The 25,576-nt window shown below is 40.8% G+C and carries 22 protein-coding genes; 12 read left to right on the top strand and 10 right to left on the bottom strand.

Annotated elements, in window-relative coordinates; genetic code table 11:
- Positions 1-114 precede the first annotated feature (114 nt).
- A complete protein-coding gene (locus AB6735_RS05625; protein WP_370994876.1) occupies positions 115-831 on the bottom strand; it encodes a LytR/AlgR family response regulator transcription factor in 717 nt (238 codons plus the stop codon).
- Positions 828-1,856, bottom strand: a complete 1,029-nt coding sequence (locus tag AB6735_RS05620; RefSeq protein ID WP_370994875.1) for a sensor histidine kinase — start codon at positions 1,854-1,856, stop codon at positions 828-830. Before AB6735_RS05620 ends, AB6735_RS05625 begins: the two co-directional genes overlap by 4 nt.
- Before the next feature lie 223 nt (positions 1,857-2,079).
- Here AB6735_RS05620 and AB6735_RS05615 point away from each other — a divergent pair, with 223 nt between their 5' ends.
- Positions 2,080-2,895 carry a hypothetical protein gene (locus AB6735_RS05615; RefSeq protein WP_370994874.1) on the top strand — a complete coding sequence of 272 codons (816 nt, stop codon included), beginning with the start codon at positions 2,080-2,082 and terminating at the stop codon, positions 2,893-2,895.
- 22 nt (positions 2,896-2,917) lie between these two features.
- Here AB6735_RS05615 and AB6735_RS05610 read toward each other — a convergent pair whose 3' ends face one another.
- The 3 genes from AB6735_RS05610 to AB6735_RS05600 form a co-directional block, all read right to left on the bottom strand.
- Positions 2,918-3,283, bottom strand: coding sequence for a hypothetical protein (locus AB6735_RS05610; RefSeq protein ID WP_370994873.1), 366 nt, complete (start codon positions 3,281-3,283; stop codon positions 2,918-2,920).
- A 290-nt stretch (positions 3,284-3,573) separates the two neighbouring features.
- Entirely contained in the window at positions 3,574-3,861 is a 288-nt protein-coding gene (locus tag AB6735_RS05605; RefSeq protein ID WP_370994872.1) for a putative quinol monooxygenase, read from the bottom strand.
- Complete coding sequence (locus AB6735_RS05600) at positions 3,833-4,471, bottom strand: NAD(P)H-dependent oxidoreductase (protein WP_370994871.1); 639 nt, start codon at positions 4,469-4,471, stop codon at positions 3,833-3,835. Before AB6735_RS05600 ends, AB6735_RS05605 begins: the two co-directional genes overlap by 29 nt.
- 102 nt (positions 4,472-4,573) lie before the next feature.
- On the opposite strand from AB6735_RS05600, the gene AB6735_RS05595 reads away from it, so the two are divergent.
- Entirely contained in the window at positions 4,574-5,470 is an 897-nt protein-coding gene (locus tag AB6735_RS05595) for a LysR family transcriptional regulator (protein ID WP_370994870.1), read from the top strand.
- A gap of 210 nt (positions 5,471-5,680) precedes the next feature.
- On the opposite strand, the gene AB6735_RS05590 is transcribed toward AB6735_RS05595, so the two are convergent.
- Both AB6735_RS05590 and AB6735_RS05585 read right to left on the bottom strand, forming a co-directional pair.
- Complete coding sequence (locus AB6735_RS05590; RefSeq protein WP_370994869.1) at positions 5,681-7,165, bottom strand: aldehyde dehydrogenase (NADP(+)); 1,485 nt, start codon at positions 7,163-7,165, stop codon at positions 5,681-5,683.
- A 153-nt stretch (positions 7,166-7,318) separates the two neighbouring features.
- Positions 7,319-8,185: a glycosyltransferase family 2 protein gene (locus AB6735_RS05585; protein ID WP_370994868.1), complete on the bottom strand. Its 867-nt coding sequence runs from the start codon at positions 8,183-8,185 to the stop codon at positions 7,319-7,321.
- Between the two features lie 61 nt (positions 8,186-8,246).
- Here AB6735_RS05585 and AB6735_RS05580 point away from each other — a divergent pair, with 61 nt between their 5' ends.
- Together AB6735_RS05580 and AB6735_RS05575 are read left to right on the top strand one after the other, a co-directional pair.
- Positions 8,247-9,041, top strand: a complete 795-nt coding sequence (locus AB6735_RS05580) for a hypothetical protein (RefSeq protein ID WP_370994867.1) — start codon at positions 8,247-8,249, stop codon at positions 9,039-9,041.
- A 308-nt stretch (positions 9,042-9,349) separates the two neighbouring features.
- The gene (locus AB6735_RS05575; protein WP_370994865.1) at positions 9,350-9,679 is read left to right on the top strand and encodes a hypothetical protein; all 330 of its coding nucleotides are present in this window, start codon (positions 9,350-9,352) and stop codon (positions 9,677-9,679) included.
- Between the two features lie 105 nt (positions 9,680-9,784).
- Here the strand turns inward: AB6735_RS05575 and AB6735_RS05570 are convergent, their stop codons facing one another.
- Positions 9,785-10,513: a GntR family transcriptional regulator gene (locus AB6735_RS05570; RefSeq protein WP_370994864.1), complete on the bottom strand. Its 729-nt coding sequence runs from the start codon at positions 10,511-10,513 to the stop codon at positions 9,785-9,787.
- 271 nt (positions 10,514-10,784) lie between these two features.
- On the opposite strand from AB6735_RS05570, the gene AB6735_RS05565 reads away from it, so the two are divergent.
- From AB6735_RS05565 to AB6735_RS05555, 3 genes are all read left to right on the top strand, one after another.
- On the top strand, positions 10,785-12,608 hold the full coding sequence (locus tag AB6735_RS05565; RefSeq protein WP_370994863.1) for a class I mannose-6-phosphate isomerase: 1,824 nt from the start codon (positions 10,785-10,787) through the stop codon (positions 12,606-12,608).
- Positions 12,605-14,038 (top strand): sugar porter family MFS transporter, encoded by a 1,434-nt coding sequence (locus tag AB6735_RS05560; RefSeq protein WP_370994862.1) that lies wholly within the window; start codon positions 12,605-12,607, stop codon positions 14,036-14,038. Before AB6735_RS05565 ends, AB6735_RS05560 begins: the two co-directional genes overlap by 4 nt.
- Positions 14,039-14,172: 134 nt before the next feature.
- Positions 14,173-15,102, top strand: a complete 930-nt coding sequence (locus AB6735_RS05555) for an NAD(P)/FAD-dependent oxidoreductase (RefSeq protein ID WP_370994861.1) — start codon at positions 14,173-14,175, stop codon at positions 15,100-15,102.
- 67 nt (positions 15,103-15,169) lie between these two features.
- Here the strand turns inward: AB6735_RS05555 and lgt are convergent, their stop codons facing one another.
- Together lgt and AB6735_RS05545 are read right to left on the bottom strand one after the other, a co-directional pair.
- Positions 15,170-16,033, bottom strand: coding sequence for a prolipoprotein diacylglyceryl transferase (gene lgt, locus AB6735_RS05550; protein WP_370994860.1), 864 nt, complete (start codon positions 16,031-16,033; stop codon positions 15,170-15,172).
- On the bottom strand, positions 16,012-16,989 hold the full coding sequence (locus AB6735_RS05545; protein ID WP_370994859.1) for a GTP-binding protein: 978 nt from the start codon (positions 16,987-16,989) through the stop codon (positions 16,012-16,014). The genes lgt and AB6735_RS05545 overlap by 22 nt, the downstream gene beginning before the upstream one ends.
- Before the next feature lie 285 nt (positions 16,990-17,274).
- On the opposite strand from AB6735_RS05545, the gene AB6735_RS05540 reads away from it, so the two are divergent.
- The 5 genes from AB6735_RS05540 (at position 17,275) to AB6735_RS05520 (ending at position 25,541) form a co-directional block, all read left to right on the top strand.
- Positions 17,275-17,859: an RNA polymerase sigma-70 factor gene (locus tag AB6735_RS05540; RefSeq protein WP_370994858.1), complete on the top strand. Its 585-nt coding sequence runs from the start codon at positions 17,275-17,277 to the stop codon at positions 17,857-17,859.
- 85 nt (positions 17,860-17,944) lie between these two features.
- The gene (locus AB6735_RS05535; protein WP_370994857.1) at positions 17,945-18,967 is read left to right on the top strand and encodes a FecR family protein; all 1,023 of its coding nucleotides are present in this window, start codon (positions 17,945-17,947) and stop codon (positions 18,965-18,967) included.
- A gap of 252 nt (positions 18,968-19,219) precedes the next feature.
- Entirely contained in the window at positions 19,220-22,630 is a 3,411-nt protein-coding gene (locus tag AB6735_RS05530) for a TonB-dependent receptor (protein WP_370994856.1), read from the top strand.
- 21 nt (positions 22,631-22,651) lie between these two features.
- On the top strand, positions 22,652-24,151 hold the full coding sequence (locus AB6735_RS05525; protein WP_370994855.1) for a RagB/SusD family nutrient uptake outer membrane protein: 1,500 nt from the start codon (positions 22,652-22,654) through the stop codon (positions 24,149-24,151).
- 160 nt (positions 24,152-24,311) lie between these two features.
- Positions 24,312-25,541, top strand: a complete 1,230-nt coding sequence (locus AB6735_RS05520) for a multiheme c-type cytochrome (protein WP_370994853.1) — start codon at positions 24,312-24,314, stop codon at positions 25,539-25,541.
- Positions 25,542-25,576: the final 35 nt, after the last annotated feature.

Below are 25,576 nucleotides of genomic sequence, written 5' to 3'. Positions count from 1 at the left end.
TCTCATCCCAAGTAAATGTATGCAAGGAGATTTTCTCGTTGTTCCTCTTCGCAATATGATATTATCAGATGTTTAGATTCGTTCAGAATGGCAAATTATTTATGCCTGTACCCCTCAAAATATCCTTTGATTGATCACCGCCATAAAGCCATCCTTAAATTTTTCGCTTACGGGGATATGCTTATCGCCAATATAAATGTGGTTGTCCTGGATCTTATTGAGTTGCTTGGTATTGACGATGTAAGAGTTATGTACCCGCACAAAAGGAACAGTAAGCTGCTCTTCAATATCTTTTAATCTGCGGTAGATCAACAGCTGATCGGTTTGGGTAACAACCCGCACATACTCTTTTTCGCCTTCAAAGTAAAGAATATGTTCCAGCAGGATCTTGCGCAGCACCTTGCCCGATTTTACAAAAAAGTATTCCTGATCAGACTGTACAGGCATGGCGACTGCAGCCGGGGCCTTACCAAAGTAAAATTCTATTTTTTGCTGCGCCGCCAGGAAACGTTTCAGGGTAATAGGTTTCAGCAGGTAATCGATGGTTTTAAAAGTATAGCTTTCGGCAGCAAACTCGGAATAAGCCGTAGTAAAAACAATTTTGGTGTCGGAGGGTAATAAGCCGGCAAGTTCCATCCCGCTCAGGTGAGGCATATTGATATCTAAAAATATAAAATCAACCTTGTTTTTGTTCTCCTTTAAAAAGGCGAGCGCCTCCAGTCCGTTATAACATTTGGTTAAAAGCTGCCATTGCGTAGTTTGACCGATCAGCATTTCGAGCAGCTTTACCGCATTTGGTTCATCGTCAATAATAATGCAATTTAAATTCACGCTAATGGGATCTTTAAAAAAGCGGTAAATGATTGTTCGTTCTTATGCGTATCCAGTTCAAAATTATTTTGATAGAGCAAGGTAAGTCTTTTGCGTAAATTAGTGATGCCAAATCCATTGCTGCCGTTTTGCTTCGGTTTGTCGTAGATCCGGTTCACGGTTTCAAACATCAGGTAATTATCCTCCTGAACCAGTGAAATTTTGATGCAGTTATCCAGGCTTGATTTATCGATACCATGCTTAAAAATATTCTCTACAAAAGTCATCAGCAGCATAGGCGGGATACGCAAGTCGGTATTAAATTGTTTTGTGAAGGTAAGCTGCACTTCATGACGGATGCGGATCTTTTCCAGCTCCAGGTAATTCTCTAAAAATTTAACTTCGGTGTTAATGGAAACCTCATCCAACGGGCTTTCATCTAAAAAATAACGCATAATGTCTGACAGGCGCTCAATTAGCGCTGCCGTTCGCGGAGCTTCGCGATAAGCCTCGTAATAAATATTGTTAAGCGTATTGAACAAAAAATGAGGCTGTACCTGTGATTTGAGCAGGTTGAGCTCGGCCTGGCTTTTTTGCACCATGATCTCTTCGGTTTGCTGCTTTAATTTAAAATAAGCGATGGCTATACGGAATATAAAGCTCAGTGCGAATATCAGGCCGCCACCCAAAACAAATTTTAATAAGGCGGGAAATGTTATCGGCTCGGCTTGTCCGGGTTTGGCAAAATAGGTGTTATAAAAGTAGGTACTCAGATAACCCCGACCCATACCTGCAACAAATAACAGGAGCAGGGAAAGTAGTGCATACAAAACATACCTGCGGGTTTCATAAAAACGGGGATACAGAAAGCGGATATTGCCGTATATGATCAATACATAATAAACAATATACATGTTGGTATAAAACACACTTTCCTTAATACCATCCATAGAAGTAAAGGAAAGGAAGAGTATAATATAAACGGAGATCCAGACCAGCCATTGGAGCTGGGTAATAGTGGCCTTACCCTTAAACACTTGCATCATGCCTAAAATTACAAAGGTTTTTTGGGGTTGTGGTCTTTTTTCAACGCTTACCCGGCTTTATTCAACTAATATGCTTTGACGATCAATTCCCTGGCCTGTAATGCCCTTGTTGAACATATGACCTTCCTGGTTAAAAATAGCCCCATGACAGTTGAAATGATTTTTGGCAATAGTATATAAACAACAGCTTTGATCATACAATAATCTTTAACCATTAACTATCATGAGAACTGACTGCTCCATCTTTAAATTTATAATTACCACTTTAGCCCTGCTATGGGCATTAATGGGTAATTTAAAACCGGTATGGGCACAGACCGATACCATACGCCTGGCTGATAAACGGCTCTTGACACAGGTGTTGAAACCCGGTAACCGGCAATACCTGGTATATTTTCAGATGCTGAACAACAAAAAGAATTTACGTTTTTGGTATTGGATACGTAATACCGCTATCGAAAGCCGCAACGGCGAAAAGGTATTTACCATAAATCAACACTGGTTTGGCAGCGACACCCTTGCGTACCGCTCGGTATACTCAGTTAACAGAATGGCTGATTTTGCACCACTTTACCATACAGAAACTATTAACAATAAAACAAAGGCTTATAATTGGGGCGTGGATAAAATTACCGGGGCTGATAGCGTAAAAGATAATACAGCTAAAAATTTTTCGCTGGCATTTAAGCAGCCCAATTTTAACTGGAACCTGGATATTGAAACTTTTGAAATGCTTCCCCTTGCAGCAGGTAAAACCTTTGTAATTAATTTTTACGATGCTGGGTTGGCACCACCTGAATATGTAACCTATAAGGTAACCGGCAGCGAGATGCTGAGCACGCTGAATAATGACAAAGTTGACTGCTGGAAACTGTTTACCGAGAGCGAATATCAGGGCAAGCACTATACCGAAACCTATTGGATAAGCAAAAAAGGCCACGAGTTTTTAAGGGAGGAGGATACTTTTGATGGTGGCTATCGATACAAAATTAAACTGCCCCTGATGACACCTGATCTGATGAAAAGGTTTAAGCAATAAAAAAACATTTGTATACAGAGGATTAGTCGGAAGGCAAAAAGTCGAGCGCTTTTTTTATAGTCAGTAAACTTGTTCCAAAAGCCAGTTCGGCTGCCTGCTGCTGACTTTTAAGCAAGTACGAAATAAATATCACTACACAAAAGGCACTGAGTATGCTCAGCAAAAAGAATTTAATGGCCTTGGCGTCAGTGTAAGTTAATTCGCGGGTGGTTTGATCATGATGCAGATGAGCAATACTGCTTTTTAGTAATACCAGTGAAAAAAGCAAAACCAGTGTCAGTATTTTGGGCAGTTCCTGCCAGATCAATAAACTGTAAATGACGATCAGTGTTCCTATCAGTAAAAAGATCATCAGTAAAGCAATAATTGTTTCGCGGACTCTTTCCATGTTTCTTATTTGAGGCTGTGACACCAAACATGGGCGTTTACCCTTACACCAGGCATAGAAAATTTTACTTCATGACCTTTAAACCGGAGTCCTGAAAACCGGGTGTTCCAGAGGAACATCCGGTTTATAGAAAATAGATAAACAATCTTTTGGCTCTGGAGGAGCCTCCTTTATTCGTCTTTTTTTTGCATGCTTTATCCCCGATAGCATACGTCATGATGATTACCCGCCAAAGAAAGCTGAAGACGAGCCTCACCTAAATCCCGCAAATGTAAGCCGGTTGCCCGCCATTATTTTACCGGCTGTGTTTTGTAAATCAAAATATCACCATCGCGCAGATGGGCGGTGTTGCTGATAAAGCGCTGGATGTGCGGCTGGCTGTTATGCAAATCCAAACCGGCGGCATCACTCCATTCTTCGTGAAAAATGAAGGTGTTCTCATCATCGGCCTGATGCAGATCGTACTGCAGGCAAGCGATTTCTTTGGTAGAATGGCTTACCAGTTCCAGTAAATGCGCTTTTAAAGTTTCGGCCTCGCCGGGGATGCTTTTAACTATTGCAGTTAAGTAAATGCTCATATTGTTGTGTTTTTGTATGGGTGATGAAATTTTCAGTAAGATGATTGATATAAACGGGCAAATCGCGTTCAATATTGGCATTTTTTTCTACATCGTGAAAATGCAGGCTTTTTAAAGGTGTCATCCCAGTAAAGGCATTCATCCGGTGAAAACCGAATAGTACACCATCGTCTACACTGGTTTCATTAAAAAATTCATTGGGCAATGTAAAGGCTTCACGAGGGGCGTTCCATGAGGAAGTTAACATATACTGCCTGCCATGCAGCATACCGCCGGTACCATAATTGATAGCCGGGTTGACTGATGAACGGCCATCACTGTGATAAATACCTTTAGCGTGTCCTTCGGTAAACACCACGTCTATATATTGTTTCAGCGCGTGAGGCACCTGGAACCACCAGATAGGGATGTGATAGATTACTACATCGGCCCAAACGTATTTTTCAACCTCTTCGGCAGGATCATAATCGTCGTTAACATCGGTATATTTTACCTCATAACCAGGCTGGTTATTAAAAAATTCGACACTGGCATCACTAATGGTTTTGTTGAACTTACCTCCGGAATGACCAAATTTTTGCCCTCCGTTTATTACAAATATTTTTTTCATATTCTTATCTTAAATTTTGATAACACAAAATTATGCCGGATTTAACTACTATTAAAATAATTTAAATCATACATTTGTATCATAATTATAATAGCATAAGTTATGGTAAATTTAGAGTGGTACCGGACTTTTAAAGCGATATATGAAACGGGAACCCTTACCGGCGCAGCCGAGGCACTGTACGTATCGCAACCCGGCGTGAGCCTGCACCTCGGTTCGTTAGAGGCTTATGTGGGCTATAAACTGTTCGACCGTACCTCACGTAAAATGGTTTCGACTGAGCGCGGCAAGATCCTGTATAACTATATCCAGGAAGCGCTGGAAAAACTGGAATCGGCCGAAAAGCATTTCCATCGCAGTACCGAAAAAGATACGCCCACCATCAGCATAGGCATGTGTTTTGAAACTTTCCAGATCACGCTGGAGCCCTACCTGGCAACATTACCTTTCAATGTGATCATTAAGTTTGGCGAATACCCGCAGATGCTGGCCGACCTGGATAATGGCATCCTCGACCTCATCATCACCCCCGAAAAGGGTAGTAACAAAAGCATCGAATACACCCCTTTTTCTAAAGAAACTATTGTGCTGGTGGCTGGGAAAAATATTGACTGTGCCGAATTTGACAGGCTGTTGTCACAGGATGATATGGCTGGTTTAGAACAATGGCTTACCGCGCAGCGCTGGTATGGTACCACCGGCGATATGGAGCACTGGCTGCGTTTTTGGTATAACAACTTTAACCGGAGGCCCAACTTTAAGCCCAATTTTATTGTGCCGAATTTAAATTCGATAGTACGCTGCCTGAGTAGCGGCACAGGTCTGGCGGTGATCCCCGATTTTTTATGCAAGCGGGAGATAGAAAACGGTGATGTAAAGCTGATATGGGAAGGCCGGAAGAAGGTAGAGAACATCCTGTATTTTTCCATGCGCAAGAAAACTACTTACGCTAAAGAAATTGAGCGTATAAAGGAGATTTTTATAAAGGAAATGGCGTAGATAACTCCATTACGTCATACGAGGAGGAACGACGAAGTACAAATAATAAGATTGTCATTCTGAGCATAGCGAAGAATCTATTATGCCATAGAAATGTCTGCGAACAGATCCTTCGTTCCTCAGGATGACAACTTGAATTATAGAGATTGCCACGCTTCGCTCAATAACATGGTTTAGAAAAGCCCTCCCCTCAGAGAGGGTTGGGAGGCTTTACTTTTTCCACTCATTATCAACCATACGCCATATATTCAGCGGGTTGGCATTCTGTAGGGCTGGCGGCAACTGACTATCCGGCCAGTTTTGGTAACATACCGGGCGAACCCAGCGTTTTACGGCATTAATGCCAACAGCGGTAAAGCGGCTATCGGTAGTGGCAGGCGAAGGGCCTCCATGTACCATGCTGGCGCAAACCTCCACCCCGGTAGGTACACCATTAAATAATATTCTACCGGCAAGTGATGGCAGCAGATCTATCAGCTCGGGATGATTGGTGAGGTCTTTTTCGGTACCCATTACCGTGGTAGTGAGCTGACCAGATACGGACTTTAAAACTGCTATCAGTTCCTGTTCATCACGGCAGCTTACCATGAGCGAGTATGGGCCAAAAACTTCTTCGTGCAGCAGCGGGTTCTGCAAAAACGTTTCGCCGCTTACCTGGGCAATAATAGGCAATGCTTCTATATCATAGGCTGTTGCTTCGGTCTGTTCAACCAGGGCTACGCCATTTTGCTTAAGTGCGGCAGTGCTTTTTTTCTGATATGCGGTGTGGATACCGGCGTGCAGCATTTTGGCGGGTTGTATCGCCTTGATGCCAGTGCTTAAATGTTCCAGGAAATCATGCAGGGCCGGACTTTCTATGGCCAGCATTAGTCCGGGATTGGTGCAAAACTGTCCCATGCCCAGTGTAATGGAGCCAGTGTATTGTGCGGCCAGGTCGGTTGTGTTTTTTTGCAAAGTATCCGGTAAAAAGATCACCGGGTTAATGCTGCCCATTTCGGAGAATACCGGTATCGGGTTTTCCCTTTGTGCCGAATAGGCAAACAGGGCCTTGCCACCCGCGGTTGAGCCGGTGAAACCTACGGCAGCCGTGTGCTCAGCTTGTACTAACGCCTTGCCGCTTTCGAAAGAAGTACCATGTACATGCTGAAAAACATCGGCGGGCATATTGCAGATAGCTATGGCTTTTTTAATAGCCTCATATACCATTTCTGAAGTTTCGGCATGGGCAGGATGGGCCTTTACTACTACCGGGCAACCCGCAGCCAGTGCACTTGCGGTATCGCCGCCAGCGGTAGAATAAGCGAAGGGGAAATTACTTGCCCCAAAAACCACCACAGGTCCCAGAGGAATCAGCATTTTGCGCAGATCTGGTTTTGGTAGCGGTGTGCGTTCGGGTTGTGCGGTATCAATGGTAGCCTCTACCCAGCTACCCTCACGCAGCATGGTGGCAAACATGCGCAGTTGTCCTGTAGTGCGGGCGCGTTCGCCGGTGAGGCGGGGAATTGGCAGGTTAGTTTCCTCGGATGCTTTTTGCAGCAGGGCATCACCCAGTGCATCAATCTCCTGGGCTATAGTATCCAGAAACTTGCTCTTTTCTTCGATGCTTTTTTTTCTGTAGATCTCGAACGCCACGTATGACCGCTGCATTACCTGGTTTATTTCGTCGACACTGGATTCTTTAAATGGATTAGCCATAACAGATGTTTATAATAGATGATCGTACAAGCGGCCTTAGCCGCGAATATTTTTAACAAAGATATTTAAACAAGGTTCAATAAAATTCACCGAAACTATCCTTTAATGTTATGATTTTGGCCTTTTCCCGAAAGAGATAAATGAAGCTAAATTTTATCGGTTGTTTAGTATGCTCCATTTAAGCATTTGGATCCCTTTTTTTATTTTATGCTTAAAGGTAAATGTGTTTTTTCGAAACAGGTAAAACAGTAGGTTTTGCCAGGCAAATAAAGTGTCTGTTTTATTCATAGCTAAATACAAACAGCAATACACGGAGTCGTCTAAGCACTTTTGATAGGCCGGGGTTTGTTTTAAGGCATTATTTTTTGATAAGAACTTGTAGTGATAGCTGTAAAATTTATAATCATAGTTTTGTGAACTAAAACCACTTTCGCCATAGAGGCAGATGTCAATGTTTACATAATGTGTTTTGTGTAATTTGCTGACAAATACTTTTAAAGTAAAATGATAGTCGGCTGCTATTTTAAATGAATTGCTGTAGCCGCCTAACTCTTCAAAAAGGGTTCTTCTATAGAAGGCACTTTGGTGATGGAGTCCCTCTGTTAAAACTCTATCTACTGTATCATAAGCATACTTTGTGTTTGATAACTGACCAATAACATTACCATATATCAGGTGGCATGAATTGTTGCTTAACTCCTGGTGTATAGCCGATAATACCTCTGTATCATACAATGTATCATCGCTCCCCATAAAGTATAACCAATCGCCGCAGGATAGTTTTATGCCCTTGTTCATGGCATCATAAATGCCTTTGTCTGGTTCTGATAAATATTGAAGAGGTAACTCTTTAGCATAACTATTGATTACAGACATGGTATTATCTGTAGATAAACCATCGATAACAATTACCTCATAGTTGGTAAATGTTTGGTTTAAAATACTATTTAAGGCATCTGATAGTGTGGCTGCACCATTGAAAACCGGTATGATAATGGAAAAGAAGGGCTTATCTGGCATAGATTTAATAGCGAACTAATGTATAAAATTATTACTTTAGTTCGCTATCGCCAGCCTGATTATGATTGATAAATTGCCTGTTTCTGCCATTATTGTAGGGTATAATGAAGCCCGGTTATTGAAACAAGCCTTAAAACCCTTGTCATTCTGTGATGAGATCTTATATTTTGACCTGGGCTCTGAAGATGATTCTAAAGAAATAGCTTTACGGTTTGGCGCTAAGGTAATTGATCATGCCCGGGTAGATAGCTGCGAGTGGATACACGCTAAATACTCCAGGTCAACAAAACATGAATGGGTGTTGATCACCGATCCGGATGAGGTGCTGAGTGAAGAGCTGGTTAATGAAATTCACCATATTTTTAAGGGTGGCGTATCGCTGGATAACGTTGGAGCCATTAGTTCGCCATGGATATTTTATTTTAAAGGAAAACGACTTTACGGCACTAACTGGGGTGGTATAAACAGGAGAATATTACTGGTGAATCATAATCGCTTTGAATTTCGGGAACTTATTCATCTGGGGCGAAAAGTAAAAGATGGTTACACTACTTTTGATATTGTTTTTAAAGGGAAAAACTTTATTCATCATTACTGGATGATAAGTTACCGGAAACTTTTTGAAAAACATTCCCGGTATTTGCGTAACGAAGGAGAGGCTCGCTTTAAGAATGGGATCCGTAGCACACCACGTGAAATAGCTTTGCAGCCTTTCCGGTCGTTCCGTAACAGTTTTATATCTGCAAGGGGGTACAAAGACGGCTTTACCGGGTTTTTTCTCTCCTGTTTTTGGGCATGGTATGAAACCAATGCCAAAATCCGGAATTATACATATCAAAAGCAAACAGGCAATTAACCAAAGTCTCCAACTAAAGCATTGTGTTCCGGGTAAAACCCGGAGCGCATTTTGTTTTTATACTACTGGTTAAATTAAAACCGCTGATGCAATAAAATATGCTTACCTTTAAGCAATTCCTTCCATGCCATTAATAAATTCTTAGGCATTGCCATTATCCAATACGGTGATAATTAAGTTTTAGCTAATAAAATAATACCAACATCATCATCAAAATGAGTAAAACAATTGTTTGCCTTCTTGTTAAAAACAATGTTATTGTATCATGAATTGCCGGTGCTGTTGTAAACAAGTAAAACAAGTAAACCATGATAATAGACAAGCAAGCTATAGAAAAACAAACCCGCATGTATATGTTCGATTTATTAAATACTGCCAAAGAACATGGTTTTAAAGGAGAAGATAACTGGGAATTAAGTATGGCTACGGATATCGAACGAATAAAAATCCAGAAAGATTATTATCCAACAATTGCAGCCAGGATATTCCCGGAGATATTATTACAGGTCTTTCATACCATTAAATCAAGACTCAATCAGCCGAATTACCAGGAAAATCATAAAGAAGGAACGCGGAATGTTTTGAATGAAGAGCTAACCTATTTGGTAGCATTTAACCCTAAGCGGCCTCGTACGTAATATAAGATCTGGATATGACTGACCGCCTGAAAAATAAACAAAGTGATGTGATATGGAAATTTAATTTGATGAGTCAGGCATCAAATTAAATGATGTGGCAGGCCTTTAACGGGTGCTCTCTACGGTGTATACAAAGCTATCAGCTTTATAGTATCCCAAATTATATTCAATTGGCCTTTCGCCTTGATCAAAAACAAATCTTTTTCTAAACAGTACCGGACTGCCAACGGCTACTCTCAATTTTTCGGCAATAAAGGTATTAGCTGATTTTGCACTGATCTCTTCTTTTGACAAGGTAGCTATAACAGAATGATCCTGCTCCAGCATTTCATATAATGGTCTTTTAAAATCCTCATCGCCCGTAAGGCCAACACGCGGATGGAAATAGGAAGCGAAATAAACAAATGGCTCATCAGTACGACCTCTTACTCGTTCCATTTTTAATATTTTGCGGTCTGTTTTTATTTCGAAAAACTTTGCCAGCGCCTCATCTGGAAATACCCAGGTAACGTGCAATTCAAAGTTCTTGATCGGGATTCCTCTTAAAGCCATTTCCTGCGAAAAGCTTAACCAGTTGTTTGATTTTGAGCTAACTGCAGCCTGCGCAACCTTGGTGCCGAATCTTTTTTTACGCACCAGTAATCCTTCAAAAACCAGTTTGTTGATGGCTTGTCTTAAAGTGGTACGTGATATAGCCAGCTTTTTGGCCAGATCTACCTCGTTTGGCAAAAGTTTACCTTCCTGGTACTCTTCTTCTGCTATCAACGTTCTTAAAAGGGCTTCGGCCTGTACGTGTAAAGGGATAGGACTTTTATGATCTATAGCGTATTTCATTTATTAGTGTAAATTACAATAATAGCCATTTTATTCAACAAGTTTATTTGTTGCTACATAAAGACGTACCGAAACAGTTTTTAGTATTCGGCAATTATTATTTTCAAGTACAAAAATAAGTTAATTGGAAATTACTTGTATGATAAATTTATTTATATGTTTGTACATAATATATCATAAGTCGACTGGTTACGAATGTTTATTTGGTGATGAAGCTCTTTTAAGATTCTTATACACTCAGATAAATATGTACGTACATTATTACAAATAAATGAATGTCAATCTAAACTATACAAATACATCCGGTTGGGGTAAATCTGCCAACGAAAAGCTCCGGAAAACTTCACAATTTTTAATGCCTGTAAGATTAACAAATAACAGCAGCATTGCACAGGATGAATATAATGTTTATCCGGTAAGTTCATTAGAAGGAGGAAAGATTTTTAACGGATATCATTCATTAGCCCGGTACATCATCGGGAAAAAAACTGTAATTATTGATGGATATGCAGGTGTTTTCTGGAATGCAATAAAGGAAGCCTTAAATAAACATTTTGCAGAAGAAGGATTAACAGTTAACTGGGTAGAAACTTCAGCATATTTAAGGTCGCAGCAAGAAATTGAGAATTCAATTGAACCTTTTTTGGGAGCTCCCGATGCTGTTTGGGGAACCAAATGTACCCTAACCCTTCGTGATCTGTTTGAACTGGATAAATTAACGGAACAGTTATCCGGTAAGGCTGTGGATCTTAATATAATGATAGGTCCGGGAGCGGCATTAAGCAACTGGGATGCGCCCGTAATTTATATCGACCTGCCCAAAAATGAAGTGCAATTCAGGATGCGGGCAGGCGTTATAACCAACATAGGCGCTCATGAAGCTAACGAGCCATTTTACATGTACAAACGTTTTTACTTTGTTGACTGGGTTTTACTGAACAATCATAAAAAACAAATACTTAATAAAATTGACGTTATAGCAGACGGGCAATGGACAGATGATATTAACTGGATGTACAAAGCCGATTTCATAGATGGTCTGGATGATCTTAGCCGGTCGGTGATCAGAGTTAGGCCCTGGTTTGAACCTGGAGCATGGGGTGGTCATTGGATACAGGAGCACATCAAAAACATCAATAAAGATGTAGTTAATTATGCCTGGTCGTTTGAATTGATTGTGCCGGAGAATGGATTGGTATTTGAAAGCGACGGTTATTTGCTTGAAGTATCTTTTGATTTCCTGATGTTTAATAACCAGCAAGAGGTGCTGGGCCTGCACGCTCAAAAGTTTGGCGATGAGTTCCCTATCCGGTTTGACTTTTTGGATACCTATGGTGGAGGCAATTTATCTATCCAATGTCATCCTTCGCTAAAATATATACAGGAGAATTTTGGTGAGACTATAACCCAAGACGAGACTTACTACATACTGGATTGCAAGGATAAGGCCGAGGTTTATCTTGGTTTTCAGGAAAGTATTCAGCCCGAAGAATTTAGATCGGTATTGGAAACCAGTCAGCATGATAACAAGGAGGTGGCGATTACAAATTATGTTCAGGCACATGCAGCCAAAAAACACGACCTGTTCCTGATCCCAAACGGTACCGTACATAGTGCAGGAGCTGATAACCTGGTGCTGGAGATTAGCGCTACACCCTATATTTTTACCTTTAAGATGTACGATTGGCTAAGGCTCGATCTTGACGGTAACCCGCGCCCGATTAACATTGAGCATGCTTTTAATAACCTCAATTTTGAGCTTAAAGGTGAAAAAGTAAAAACAGAGCTTATTTCCAAACAAGAGGTTATATGGCAAGGCGAAGACTGGCAACTGGTACATTTGCCAACGCATCAGGAACATTTTTATGATGTACACCGGATAGAATTTGACAAAGAGTTCACCATTGAAACCCATAACCAATGCCATGTAATGATGTTGGTTGAAGGATCGGCCATTACCATAAAAACAGCTAACGGAACCAAACAAACTTTTGCTTACGCCGAAACCTTTGTTGTGCCGGCAGCGGCACAATCATATAAATTAACCAACCTGGGTAAAAGCCGCGCAAAGGTGATTAAAGCCTTTTTAAAATGAGTGAAGTGATTGATATTACGGCCGCAAAACCGGGCAAGATCTATCTTTATCTGGTATGCCTTGTGGCTGCCCTTGGTGGGTTTTTATTTGGTTTTGATACCGCTGTAATTTCAGGGACGGTAAGTTTGGTTAAGCATAACTTTAACTTAAACGCGGTTAGCGAGGGCTGGTTTGTAAGTTGTGCGCTGTTAGGTTGTATCATAGGCGTTAGCCTTTCCGGTAAATTAAGCGATAAATATGGCCGCAAAATCGTACTGATCATTTCGGCGGTGCTTTTCCTGGCATCGGCTTTAGGTTGTATGCTATCAGGCTCATTTACCACTTTAATTATATTTAGATTAATTGGCGGTTTGGGCATTGGTGTAGCTTCTATGGTATCACCTTTGTATATTTCAGAATTCTCGCCATCACGTCTCCGTGGAATGATGGTATCGTTATATCAGCTCGCCTTAACCATTGGCATTGTACTGGCTTATTTTTCAAACGCTTATCTGGCAAATCATGCCACCGATGTGTTTAACAATGCTGATATCAGTAAAATATTTTCGGCCGAGGTTTGGCGCGGTATGTTAGGATTGGGGGCATTGCCCGCTGGTATATTTTTGATCTGTTTGTTTTTAGTGCCCGAGTCGCCACGCTGGTTATTATTAAAAGGGCAGGAGCAAAAGGCAATAACAGTGCTCACAAAAATTGATGGAACCGAGATGGCGCAGAAGGAAATGGATGCTTTTAAAGCGTTGAACAAAAATAATGAAGGCGGCTCTATTAAAGAACTATTTACGCCGGTTTATCGGAGGGCTTTATGGATAGGATTACTGCTACCCTTTCTGTCGCAGGTATGTGGTATTAATGCGGTAATTTATTATGGCCCCAGGATTTTGGAGCAGGCGGGTTTCACGCTAAATAATGCACTTGGCGGCCAGGTAACTATAGGTTTGGTTAACGTAATATTTACTTTTGTGGCCATTTTTACCATTGATATATGGGGACGCAGACCCTTACTGTTTACAGGTATTGGCGGCGCTGTTATTTCATTACTCATTATCGGAACTTTGTTTGCATTAGGAATAACTACCGGGCCGTGGATATTGATCTTTATAATAACATTTATATCTTGTTTCGCATTCTCTTTTGGGCCGGTTTGCTGGGTAGTTGTAGGCGAAATATTTCCTAATGCCATCAGGGGAAAGGCGATGGCCTTGGCTACACTATCGTTGTGGATAGGTAATTTTTTAGTAGGGCAGCTAACACCTATGTTATTAGAAGGTTTGGGTTCCTCATGGACATTTTGGCTATTCGCCCTTTGCTGTTCACCTGCATTATGGCTTACTTTTAAACTCATTCCCGAAACCAAAGGCCGTTCATTGGAAAATATCGAAGCTTACTGGAAACAGGCTTATATCCAAGGAGGCAGATCAGATAAATCGTAATATTCGGTTTCAGGTATTTAATTAAAACAATGAGCCATAAAGACATGCTGTCTCTATTCTAACAGCTTAACTCGGCATTAAATGCAATAAAGTTGCATTTAATGTTATTCTTCATTAATTTTAAACCCGAAATAATGAAGATGAAAGTGATGAATAGTTTCGAAACAGATTTTGACGTAATAATTATAGGTGGTAGCTACGCGGGGCTCTCCGCTGCTACTTCTTTAGGGCGGGCACTCCGCAGAGTTTTAGTGATCGACTCTGGTAAGCCTTGTAACCTGCAAACACCTCATTCACATAATTTTTTAACCCGTGACGGGGAAACGCCGGCGGCTATCACTCAAATAGCCCTGGAACAGCTCACTATGTATGACACAGTTAAGCTGATTTTTGATACTGCAATAGAAGCTACTACAAAAGAAGATGGTTTTCGCATACAGACGTTATCAGGTAAAAAGTATTTTGGCAAGAAGCTGCTTTTTGCTACAGGAATAAAAGATATTATGCCGGATATACCTGGTTTTTCTGAATGCTGGGGAATCTCTGTAATACATTGTCCGTATTGTCACGGTTACGAAGTGCGGCAACAACCAACAGGTATTTTAGGAAATGGTGATGTGGGTTATGAGTATGTGAAACTTATTAATAACTGGACAAAAGATATCACATTGTTTACCAACGGAGCATCAACATTAAGTATGGAACAGGTGAAGCAGTTAAAATCCCGTAATATTCATATTGAGGAAAACAAGGTCAGGGAAATTGTACATGAAAACGGTCAAGCCAAAGGCATATCATTGGAAAATGACAGCATCTATTTGCTAAATGCTTTATATAACCGACCGGCCTTTATACAGCATTGCGACTTGCCCATGAAACTGGGATGCGACCTGACCGATGCAGGTTATATTAACGTAGATAGTTTCGGGCGTACCAATATATCGGGGATTTATGCGGCCGGTGACAACACCACGCCTATGCGAGCGATATCTATGTCAGTAGCGTTGGGTACTGCAGCAGGAGCGTTTATCAACAAGGACTTAATAGACAATAATTATATTTAAATTTTTTAAAACCAATAGTATGATAAACTTAAATAATGATCGTAATGTTGTTGCTCCTGCACTATTTTTATATCGCTTCTATCTTATCTGGAATTATGGTTTTCTTTCCGCTTTTAATGACCATTAGAATAATGCCTGCTATAATAAAAGGAATGCTTAATAGTTGCCCCATATTTAATGACATATAGGCTTCAAAAGCCACCTGATCTTCTTTTAGGTCTTCTAACAGGAATCTCGCTGTAAATATTAATATCAAAAATAGTCCCAGTAAAAAACCATTTTTTGATGACCAGTATTTGGCTGCTAAGTTCAGCAAGATAAAAATACCAAGATATGCCAATGCTTCATAAAGTTGTGCCGGATGCCGGGGAACGCCATCATCTCTGACAAAAATAAATGCCCAGCTTAACTCCGTGGGCCGGCCGATAATTTCGGAGTTCATCAAATTGCCCAATCTGATAAAACATCCCGCCAGCGGAACAACTAAAGCCAGTTGATCCATAACCCACAACAGGTTTATATCCTTATGGTACTTGCGATGGTAAAGCCAAAGTGCTATAAAGATACCAATGCCACCACCATGACTGGCCAATCCCTGATAACCGGTGATTTTAAAATGAGGTGTGAACTGAAAAGGTAAAATTATTTCTATTAGATGCGAATGATAATAGCCCCAGTCGTAAAACAGACAATGACCCAGCCGGGCGCCCACAAGTGTGCCGGCTACTGTATAGATAGTAAGCCTATCAAGCAGGTACGGGTTAACAAGGGCGGTTTTAAAACGGTGTTTAACAATTAGGTAACTCAATACAAAACCACCTAAAAATAATACGGAATACCAACGCAGCGCATAAAAGCCGAGGTCGAAAATGTTGGGATTAGCATCCCAGGTAATATACCCGTAGATGTTTAAATGTGTCGATATAAGCATTGTTTCAACATTTTTTCAAACCCGGCAGGGTTTAAGTTTTTACCAATAAATACAATACGGCTGTTCTTTTCCGTATTATCAGCCCAGGCATCGCCGGCAGCAACAGCCAGATCATTCATAACCGATTGGATGATTATTTTTTTGGGTTGATCATGAATGTTAAAAATGCCTTTTACGCGGTAAACATCTTTAGCCTGAAAGTTAAGGAAAACTGTTAATCTATGTGAGAGTAATTGTAAGTCGAAAGGCTCGTTAAAATTAAAGCTTAATGAAACCAGATCGCCATGTTGATGACGCTGTAACGCAAAGGTTCGATTAGCAGCCTTAGACAGTTTAACATCAACTACTGCCTGACGTACAGCCTGGTAAATTTCAGCAAAAGGGTAACATTCCCGATGGCCTGATAATACAGTTGCTAAGGGATTAATACCTTTTAAAAGTTTTTCGATATGAGCCAATTGCTCAGTGTCGATCATGTCTGTTTTAGTGATGAGTAAAATATCACTAAAGCTGATCTGGTTGCGCGCCTCATCGGTTTCGCGCAGTTGTTGTTCAATGTTACGGGCATCTACCAGGCATATTACCCGTTTAAGTTTGTAATAGTAAGGCACATTGGCATTGGTAAGAAAGGGCGCCGCTACCGATGCAGGATTTGCTATACCAGTGGTTTCTATCACCAACTCATCAAACTCTTCGCGGCCTTCCCATAACACTTCCAGCAGCGAGTAGAAGTCTTCATTCAAAGTGCAGCACAAGCAGCCATTGCTGAGTTCAAACAGCTTATCATCAGCGCAAATAACCAGTTGACCATCTATCCCTTCCTGACCAAATTCATTTTCAATCACGGCGAGTTTTTCGGTATTTCGATAGGCTATTAGTCTGTTCAGGAAAGTGGTTTTACCGGCGCCGAGAAAACCAGTGATTATAGTAACTGGCTTTGCTGCTATTACGCTCATTTTTCAGTCTGTTTAAATTTAAACAAATATAATTAATAAATGCAATTATGTTGCTTTTGATTGCTGTTAGACGAGTAAATAATAATATAGTTGCAAGTCCGTTTTTATACAGCAAAGTGTTTTAATAACACTTTGTAAATTTTTAATAACTAAAATGTTACGGTGAAAAATAAAAAATCAACGAAACTATTACAATCAAGACTTGGTAGGTTGTTGATTTTTTTTCAGTTTTGTCGATTGGTTAATATTTTAATTACATCCTATTAACCTGCTGTTACCTAAGTTATGATTGATTTCACAGAAGAACTGTCCGAAGAGGAACTGATACGGTTGCTGAAGCAAGACAGGCTTGGTGCGTTCCGTGAGATATACTCCCGGTACTGGAAAAAATTATTTGATGAAGCATACAAGAGGCTAAAGAACAGAGAATTGGCCGAAGAGGTTGTACAGGAACTTTTTACTAATCTTTGGACAAAAAGACAAGTACTGCAAATCAACACTACTATAGGCGCATACCTGCATTCGGCAATAGCTAACCAGGTTATTGACATCTATCGTAAGGAATTGGTGCGATCAAAGTATAAAGAGGCCTTTAAAGTTGTACATACGGAGGTTGATAACTCAACCGTAGATTCCATCATGTTAAAAGACCTGGTTTATACCATTGATGAGGAAATAAGCCACCTGCCCGACAAATGCCGCTCGGTATTTGAATTGAGCCGTAAAGAACACAAAAGCAATAAGGAAATAGCCACCTACCTGGGGATATCCGAGAAAACGGTAGAACAGCATCTCACCAAAGCCTTAAAACAAATAAGGCTTACCCTTACCCACTATCTTACCCTTATGCTGTTTTTATTACTAAAATAATTTTTTAATAAAAAGTTTCAAACCGACTAAGGGATGTGTCTTTCTCAAACGTCAATCATAGTATAAACCGAATTTTTTTCTTTTCATGAAAGAACATCTATCTATTGAATTACTGGAAAGGTATATTAATGGCGAATGCACGGATGATGAAGCTAACCTGGTAAAACAATGGTACCAATCATTTGAACATGATACTAATTATACTTCGGCTCTGAACGCCTCTCAACAAAAAGAGTTGGAAGAAAAAATATATAACAGTATACTGAGCAATATAGATGCTGTAAATGATCAGGACGCGCCGATAATAAATAACAGAAGTAATACCTGGTTATGGGTAGGTGCAGTAGCTGCCATGCTATTGATAGCTATTATGATAGGTTTATTCCGTAAAACAAATACGGGTACCCAAGATACGCTGGCCAGCAATCAGCAGGAAATGGTGTCTATTACCAATAACTCCCACCGTATTTATAAATCAAAACTTCCCGATGGCAGTACAGTTTGGTTAAACCCTAATGCCCAATTAAAATATCCCAAGAGGTTTGCGGCATCGGCACGTATGGTTTTCATGTCGGGCGAATGCTTTTTTGAGGTCACTAAAAATCCAGAACGCCCTTTTATAATCAGTAGTCATTCTATTATTACCAAAGTTTGGGGAACAAGTTTCCGGGTGCGTGATAATGGGCAAAGCAGTGAGGCTGATGTGGCGGTAGTAACTGGTAAAGTATCTGTGAGTATTAAAACCAAACAGAGCGTAAACAACACCCGGTTAAATATAGAAAACGGGGATGTGATGCTGTATCCGCATCAGAAGGCGGTGTACTCTGTGCATGATCATACATTGAAGCCTATCACCAAATCTGATGAAACCACGCTTAAAATATGGAACCACGAGGATTTGTTATTTGATAATAAACTGATGAAGGATATTGTACCTGTACTAAACGCGAGGTATAAAACACACATTGTTGTAGCCAACGAAAAATTGAACCGCTATATGCTTAACGCAGATTTTACGGGCTTTAACCTGCCCGATGTTCTTGAGGCGCTTAATAAATCGTTAAGTATTGATTACGAAATAAAAAATAACACTATCGAACTTAAATAAACCAACTATTAACCAAACCCATGATTGAATGAAAGAGAGAACAAAAGCCTAAAAATCAGTTATAAGCCAGCAAGAAAACTGGTATAAATAAAAAAACTTAGAAGTGTTACGACCACTCCTAAGTTCAGATTAGCCCAAATCAATTGACACCATTTTTAATGGTGGCGGGGCGTTAATTGTCTCATTTTTAAAAAGAAACATAACAAATATATGAAATTTCGTTTACGAACACCCATTCCCTGGTATCAAATCATGAGGATAACATTTATACAAATTCTGATATCAACCATGTTAACCGGTATGGCATACTCAAACACCTTGAGTGCCCAGGGTATACTTGATAAAAAGGTAAGTATATCATTAAATAATACCACCCTGGTTGATGTATTAACTCATTTGCAAAAGAATGATAATGTTAAGTTTATATACAGCAGCACAGCTATCAACGGCACTCAGAAAGTTTCTGTTAACATGAAAAACGAGTCGCTTAAAAATGTGCTTGACGAAGTATTAAAAAGTAAAGGTATAAGCTATGAAGTACTGCAGGGCAGGATTGTTTTAGGCAAAGCCAGCCCCGTTGATGAAACAGTTCCGGTTCCTGTAACCACTCCGGCAAATACAGAAACAGATATTGCTGCAACGCCAATAACTGGTAAGATTGTTGACCAAAGCGGTCAGCCTATTATTGGAGCCAGCATCCTTGAAAAAGGCACCACAAATGGCGTGTCAACAGATTTGAATGGTAACTTTAAACTGAACGTAGCTGGTCCGTCATCTGTATTGGTGGTAGCTTATATTGGTTATAATAACCAGGAGATAACTGTTGGCAACCAAACTAACATTACCATAACCCTTGTTGAAAACGTTAAAAACCTGAACGAGGTTGTTGTGGTTGGTTACGGTACACAAAAGAAAGCTACCGTTACAGGTGCTATCAGCAGTGTTAAAGCTGCCGATATACAAGACCAACAGGTAACTCGTATTGACGATGCTTTAAGAGGCCGCGTTAGTGGGGTAAGCGTTGTACAAAGCTCCGGTCAGCCTGGTGCCGCTCCGCAAATACGTGTAAGAGGTGTTACATCAAGAATAAACAGCGATCCGTTATATGTTGTTGACGGAGTTGTTGTTGATGACATATCGTTATTGAACCCTAATGATGTTGAATCAACGGAGGTTTTGAAGGATGCATCCGCAGCTATCTACGGTTCTCGTTCATCAAATGGCGTTATCCTCATCACTACCAAAAAAGGTAAAAAAGGTGATGCTGTAATTAGCTATAACGGCTATATAGGTTTTCAGGGGCCGGTAAGCAAGGTTAAATTGGCCAATGCATCACAGTATGCCACTTTAAGAAATGAAGCACAGGTTAACGATGGCAAAGCTCCTATATTCACCAATCCGGGATCATTAGGCGCGGGTACCAACTGGCAAAATGAGATTTTCAGTAACAATGCTCTGATTCAGAATCATAACCTGAATATCAGCGGCGCTACTGATAAAGTTACTTACTATACTTCTTTTGGTTATCTTGATCAAAAAGGTATCGTAATGCCTGATATTTCTGATTACAAGAAATTCAACTTTACAACCAATACTACTTATAAAGTAAAAAAATGGTTCACTATTGGTGAAAATTTCACCTATTCTTATAACCGAAATAAGAGTGTAGGTAATACCAATAGTGTATTTGGCGGTCCACTTAGTTCTGCTTTAAACCTTGATCCGCTTACCCCGGTAACAGTAAGTGATATCGGTGCCCAACCAAACGCGTCTGTTTATACCGATCAGGCCAATTACATAGTAAGAAATGCACAGGGATTGCCGTATGGTATATCCAACTATGTATCGCAGGAGATCACCAACCCTTTTGCATACGCTCAAACCCGGGTAGGTAATTACAACTATGCGACCAATCTCCTGGGTAATGCTTTTGCTGAGATTGAACCGATTGAGGGTTTAAAGATCCGTACACAGATAGGTGCCAAACAATCATATTATGGGCAGGATGGATTTACCCCACTTTATTATCTAAATTCAAGTACAAGCAACCTTTCAAGCACTTCACAGTATCAGGAAAACGACAGAAACCTGTCATGGAACTGGGATAATACAGCTACTTATACCCGTTCATTCGGTAAGCACAATTTATCTGCTTTAGTAGGTACCAGTGCACAGAAAATAACGTCATCGGGCTTAGGTGGCACATTCATTGGTGAACCGGTAAATTCATTTGCCGACGCTTCAACCGGGTTCGCTTTACCGGCAGCTAACAGGATAGCTACTGGTATCATAGCTCAACCACACACATTGGCTTCGTACTTTGGCAGGGTGACTTATGATTATGATCAAAAATACCTGTTCATAGGTATCATCCGCCGCGATGGTTCATCAAGGTTTGGTAGTAACAATGTTTACGGTACGTTCCCATCAGCCGAAGCTGGTTACGTAATCAGCCGAGAAGACTGGTTCCCGAAAAATACCTTTGTTGATTTTATTAAACTACGTGGTTCATACGGTATTGTAGGTAATGAAATGGCTGTTGGCGATTTTGCCTATGCTGCAACTATTGGTAGCGGTCGTAATTATGTATTTGGTAATGATAACCTGATTGTTGGTTACAGCCCTAATGCTCCGGCCAACCCGGATTTGAAATGGGAAGAAACCCGTACTGCTGATCTCGGTTTTGATGCTACCTTGTTCAATAACTTGAGCGTAACCTTTGATGTTTACAGAAAGCTGACCAAAGGTATGCTGCAAAATGTGCAGTTACCAACTTATGCCGGTTTTAGCGGCCAACCATTTGCCAATGTTGGTGATATGGAAAACAAGGGTGTGGAGTTAAGCCTGGGATATACCGGCAAAGTAGGTGATTTTAAATATAACGTAGGTGGTAACATATCTTATAATCACAACGAAGTAACCAGCCTGGGTAATCAGATAAACTACTTTACTGTAGGTAGTGTACAAAGCTCCACCTATGAAATTGGCCGTACTGCTGTTGGTCAGCCGGTGGGTGCGTTCTATGGCTTCCAGGAGCTGGGTGTATTCCACTCACAGGCAGAAATTAACGCTTATACTAAAAATGGCCAGTTAATACAGCCTAATGCTAAACCAGGTGATTTTAAATGGGCTGATGTAGATGGTGATGGTAAAATAACCGCGTCAGATCGTAAATTCCTGGGCAATCCGCTGCCTACCTTTACTTATGGTGTAAACTTTAACGCCAGCTACAAAAACTTTGACATAAAAATATTTGGTCAGGGTGTTTGGGGTAATAAAATTTACCAGGCTTACCGCCGTTTAGATATCGCTTCGGCAAATTATCCTATCGCGGCTGTAAACGCATGGACGCCAGAAAATGCAAATAGCAACTATCCTCGTTTAACCGATGCTGATCCAAACCAGAATTTTAAAAACCCATCAAACTTTTACCTGCAAAATGGTGCTTACTTCCGTATTAAAACCTTGCAGTTGGGATATAACCTGCCACAAAGCTGGTTAAAATCCGCAGATGTTAAAAAGGTAAGAGTATTTTTAAGTAGCAACAACCTGGTAACTATTACCGGTTACAAAGGTTATGACCCCGAAATAAGTGGTGGTATCGATATGGGCATTTACCCTCAGGCCCGCACATTTATGGCTGGTTTAGACATTACTTTATAATAACAAATAACAAGATTGATCATGAAATCAAAATATATTATATATACGGGAGCAATTTTGCTGGGTGTAGGTGCTTTAGCTTCCTGTAAAAAATCATTTCTGGAATTAACGCCACAAGGGCAGTTTCTTCAGTCAAACTATTATGCTAATCCCGCGGAGGCGCTTACCGCTGTGGTGGCAGCTTATGATCCGTTGGTTACCGAAACAGGCGGTATTGATAATACCTACTCATCACCACTGGGTGCATTGAACGCTGCATCGGATGATTGTTACGCCGGTGGTGGCAGCTCGTCAGACGTACCCGCATGGCAGGCTATTAATAATTATACCCTGTCGCCAACTGTTGGTCCTCAAAACCAATTCTGGGCTATTAATTTTCAGGGTGTAAACCGCGCCGACGTTTTGTTAGAGCAATTACCTAAAGTACCGGGCCTAAGTGCTGATCTGTTAAAAAGGTATACAGCCGAGGGCCAATTCCTGCGTGCGCACTATTACTTTGACCTGGTTAGGTTATTTAAAAACGTGCCCTTAATACTCACTACTTTAAATATCAGCAACGTGTATCAACAGCCTCAGGCTCCTACAGAAGCTGTATATGCGCAGATAGAAAAGGATCTTTTAGCAGCTATTGATGGCCTACCGGTAACTATTATTCCTTCAGAGAATGGTCGGGTATCTCAAGGTGCAGCAAAGGCCCTTTTGGGTAAAGTGTACCTGTATGAAAAAAAATGGTCAGATGCCGCACGCTTATTAAACGATGTAAATACCAATTACAGCTATAAACTGCTGCCTAATTATGGTGATATATTCAGCACCAAAAATAAGTTCAACAGTGAATCTATCTTTGAATTGGTACACTCTGGTACACAAAGCTATACCTGGAGCAACTGGGATCAGTTTAAATCAAATGTGTATGTACAAATGGTTGGCCCAAGAAGTTATACCGGTCCAATTTACTACAGCGGTGGTTATGGCTTTAGCCCGGTTACTACCCAGTTAGCCGATGCCATGAAAGGTGATCCGCGGTATGGTTATACTATTGTAAATATCGACAGCTTAACCAAAGCTACTAAAACAAGCTATGCGCCAAGCTATCAGAATACTGGTTACTTTATACAGAAATACGCACCTATAAACGCCAATAAAGTAACAACAGGTATTACCGAACTGAACTGGCCTAATGACTACATCGAGATCCGGTTGGCTGATACTTACCTGATGGAAGCTGAAGCTGATCTGAATGGTGGTGGCAGCACCGCGCGTGCTCAAACTTTGCTTGATGCTGTACGCAGCCGTGTGGGTTTACCATCTGTAGCGGCAACCCTGCAAAATGTTTATACCGAAAGGCGTTTAGAGCTGGCTACAGAAGGTCACCGTTGGTTTGACCTGGTACGCTGGGGACAAGCACCCACTGCTTTATCGTTTAAAGGCTTTAAAGCAGGTGTGAATGAAATTTTACCTATCCCATTGAATGAGACAACCAATGGCAGCCAGGTAAAACAAAACCCCGGCTATAATTAATATAACCGCTTATATAGAAGGGCTGCCGCGTTATGTGGCGGCCCTTTGTTTTTTATTTGTTTTACATAATTATTGAAGTAAATTGTTGTTGAGTTTACGAGCTTATCCCAGCCGATAAAATCAAATTTAAACCACCGTATCCAATTTGTGAATTAACGACATGCTTAAGAAAAAGACCTTCTTTTTTGTTTTAATTTCCCTTATCCCCTTAAGTTTTATTTTAACACAGTGTTATAACGCCGGTGCTCCGGAAGATGATCCGCGGGGGCAGTTATTTGCCGGTTCGGAGAGCTGTGTTAAATGCCATAGCGATGTTTATAATTCCTATACGCATACCGCCCATTTTCAAACTACACGCCCGGCCGCGGCCGACAATATTAAAGGTAGCTTTGATAAAGGCTTTAACATTTTAGATTATGGTAGCGGGCTGCATGTAGCTATGGAAAAACGTGGTGATAGCCTTTACCAGGTTGGATACATGAACAACAAACAAACTGAGGCTGAAAAGTTTGAAATAACTGTAGGCCTGGTAAATGCCCAAACCTATTTGTATTGGAAAGAAAACCAATTATTTGAGTTGCCGGTATCTTACTTTACGGCTTTGCATGGCTGGGCTAATAGTCCGGGATATGATCCAACCCGAATAAACTTTCAACGCCCTATATTGCGTAAATGCCTGGAGTGCCATACTTCCTACATCAGCGACTTGCCCCAGGCGAGTATGCAGGTAGGGTTTGATAAAGCCTCACTGATATACGGTATTGATTGTGAGCGATGCCATGGCCCGGCTGCCAATCATGTTAATTATCATACCGCTTATCCGGATGAGAAGAAGCCAAAATATATCACCACCTACGCATCTTTAACAAGAGGGCAAAAGATGGATGCCTGCGCGGTTTGCCACTCGGGTACCAAAGGCGATTTTCAGCGTACATCATATGCTTTTCATATGGGCGATACCTTATCCAAATTTAAGGAGATGACCTTTTTGCCTGATGATCCTAAACATCCAAGCCCCGATGTGCATGGTAATCAGAGCGCGTTGTTACCTGCCAGCAAGTGCTTTATCATGAGTAAAATGGATTGCAATACTTGCCATGATCCGCACATTAATCAGGAACGGAACCTGGCTATGTTTACCCAGAAATGCCTGAGTTGCCATAGCGAGGCCAAGCACAATTTTTGTAAAATGGCTCCACAAATAGGTGCTGTGATTAATAACTATTGTATCAACTGTCATATGCCGCAGCAATCATCGCATGTGATCATGGTAGGAGGAGGCTCACAGGGTAAAACCAGCGCGCCTTATCTGTTACGGAACCATCATATCGCGGTTTACCCGCAGGAAACCCAAAAAGTGCTGGATTTTATCAAGACCAAGAAGATATAAACAGGGCATATAAAAGACGCATATAATGCGCCTCT

Source organism: Mucilaginibacter sp. RCC_168, from assembly GCF_041355315.1.
In the GTDB taxonomy this organism is placed as follows: Bacteria; Bacteroidota; Bacteroidia; order Sphingobacteriales; family Sphingobacteriaceae; genus Mucilaginibacter.
The sequence above is the reverse complement of the archived record's forward strand: the minus strand, read 5'-3'. Positions and strand labels throughout refer to the sequence as shown.

What these genes read in the sequence shown, in the direction of transcription:
- AB6735_RS05620 (WP_370994875.1), bottom strand. Translation starts at nt 1,856, where the DNA reads ATGATGCAAGTGTTTAAGGGTAAGGCCACTATTACCCAGCTCCAATGG.
- AB6735_RS05615 (WP_370994874.1), top strand. Translation starts at nt 2,080, where the DNA reads ATGAGAACTGACTGCTCCATCTTTAAATTTATAATTACCACTTTAGCC.
- AB6735_RS05610 (WP_370994873.1), bottom strand. Translation starts at nt 3,283, where the DNA reads ATGGAAAGAGTCCGCGAAACAATTATTGCTTTACTGATGATCTTTTTA.
- AB6735_RS05605 (WP_370994872.1), bottom strand. Translation starts at nt 3,861, where the DNA reads ATGAGCATTTACTTAACTGCAATAGTTAAAAGCATCCCCGGCGAGGCC.
- AB6735_RS05600 (WP_370994871.1), bottom strand. Translation starts at nt 4,471, where the DNA reads ATGAAAAAAATATTTGTAATAAACGGAGGGCAAAAATTTGGTCATTCC.
- AB6735_RS05595 (WP_370994870.1), top strand. Translation starts at nt 4,574, where the DNA reads ATGGTAAATTTAGAGTGGTACCGGACTTTTAAAGCGATATATGAAACG.
- AB6735_RS05590 (WP_370994869.1), bottom strand. Translation starts at nt 7,165, where the DNA reads ATGGCTAATCCATTTAAAGAATCCAGTGTCGACGAAATAAACCAGGTA.
- AB6735_RS05585 (WP_370994868.1), bottom strand. Translation starts at nt 8,185, where the DNA reads ATGCCAGATAAGCCCTTCTTTTCCATTATCATACCGGTTTTCAATGGT.
- AB6735_RS05580 (WP_370994867.1), top strand. Translation starts at nt 8,247, where the DNA reads ATGATTGATAAATTGCCTGTTTCTGCCATTATTGTAGGGTATAATGAA.
- AB6735_RS05575 (WP_370994865.1), top strand. Translation starts at nt 9,350, where the DNA reads ATGATAATAGACAAGCAAGCTATAGAAAAACAAACCCGCATGTATATG.
- AB6735_RS05570 (WP_370994864.1), bottom strand. Translation starts at nt 10,513, where the DNA reads ATGAAATACGCTATAGATCATAAAAGTCCTATCCCTTTACACGTACAG.
- AB6735_RS05565 (WP_370994863.1), top strand. Translation starts at nt 10,785, where the DNA reads ATGAATGTCAATCTAAACTATACAAATACATCCGGTTGGGGTAAATCT.
- AB6735_RS05560 (WP_370994862.1), top strand. Translation starts at nt 12,605, where the DNA reads ATGAGTGAAGTGATTGATATTACGGCCGCAAAACCGGGCAAGATCTAT.
- AB6735_RS05555 (WP_370994861.1), top strand. Translation starts at nt 14,173, where the DNA reads ATGAAGATGAAAGTGATGAATAGTTTCGAAACAGATTTTGACGTAATA.
- lgt (WP_370994860.1), bottom strand. Translation starts at nt 16,033, where the DNA reads ATGCTTATATCGACACATTTAAACATCTACGGGTATATTACCTGGGAT.
- AB6735_RS05545 (WP_370994859.1), bottom strand. Translation starts at nt 16,989, where the DNA reads ATGAGCGTAATAGCAGCAAAGCCAGTTACTATAATCACTGGTTTTCTC.
- AB6735_RS05540 (WP_370994858.1), top strand. Translation starts at nt 17,275, where the DNA reads ATGATTGATTTCACAGAAGAACTGTCCGAAGAGGAACTGATACGGTTG.
- AB6735_RS05535 (WP_370994857.1), top strand. Translation starts at nt 17,945, where the DNA reads ATGAAAGAACATCTATCTATTGAATTACTGGAAAGGTATATTAATGGC.
- AB6735_RS05530 (WP_370994856.1), top strand. Translation starts at nt 19,220, where the DNA reads ATGAGGATAACATTTATACAAATTCTGATATCAACCATGTTAACCGGT.
- AB6735_RS05525 (WP_370994855.1), top strand. Translation starts at nt 22,652, where the DNA reads ATGAAATCAAAATATATTATATATACGGGAGCAATTTTGCTGGGTGTA.
- AB6735_RS05520 (WP_370994853.1), top strand. Translation starts at nt 24,312, where the DNA reads ATGCTTAAGAAAAAGACCTTCTTTTTTGTTTTAATTTCCCTTATCCCC.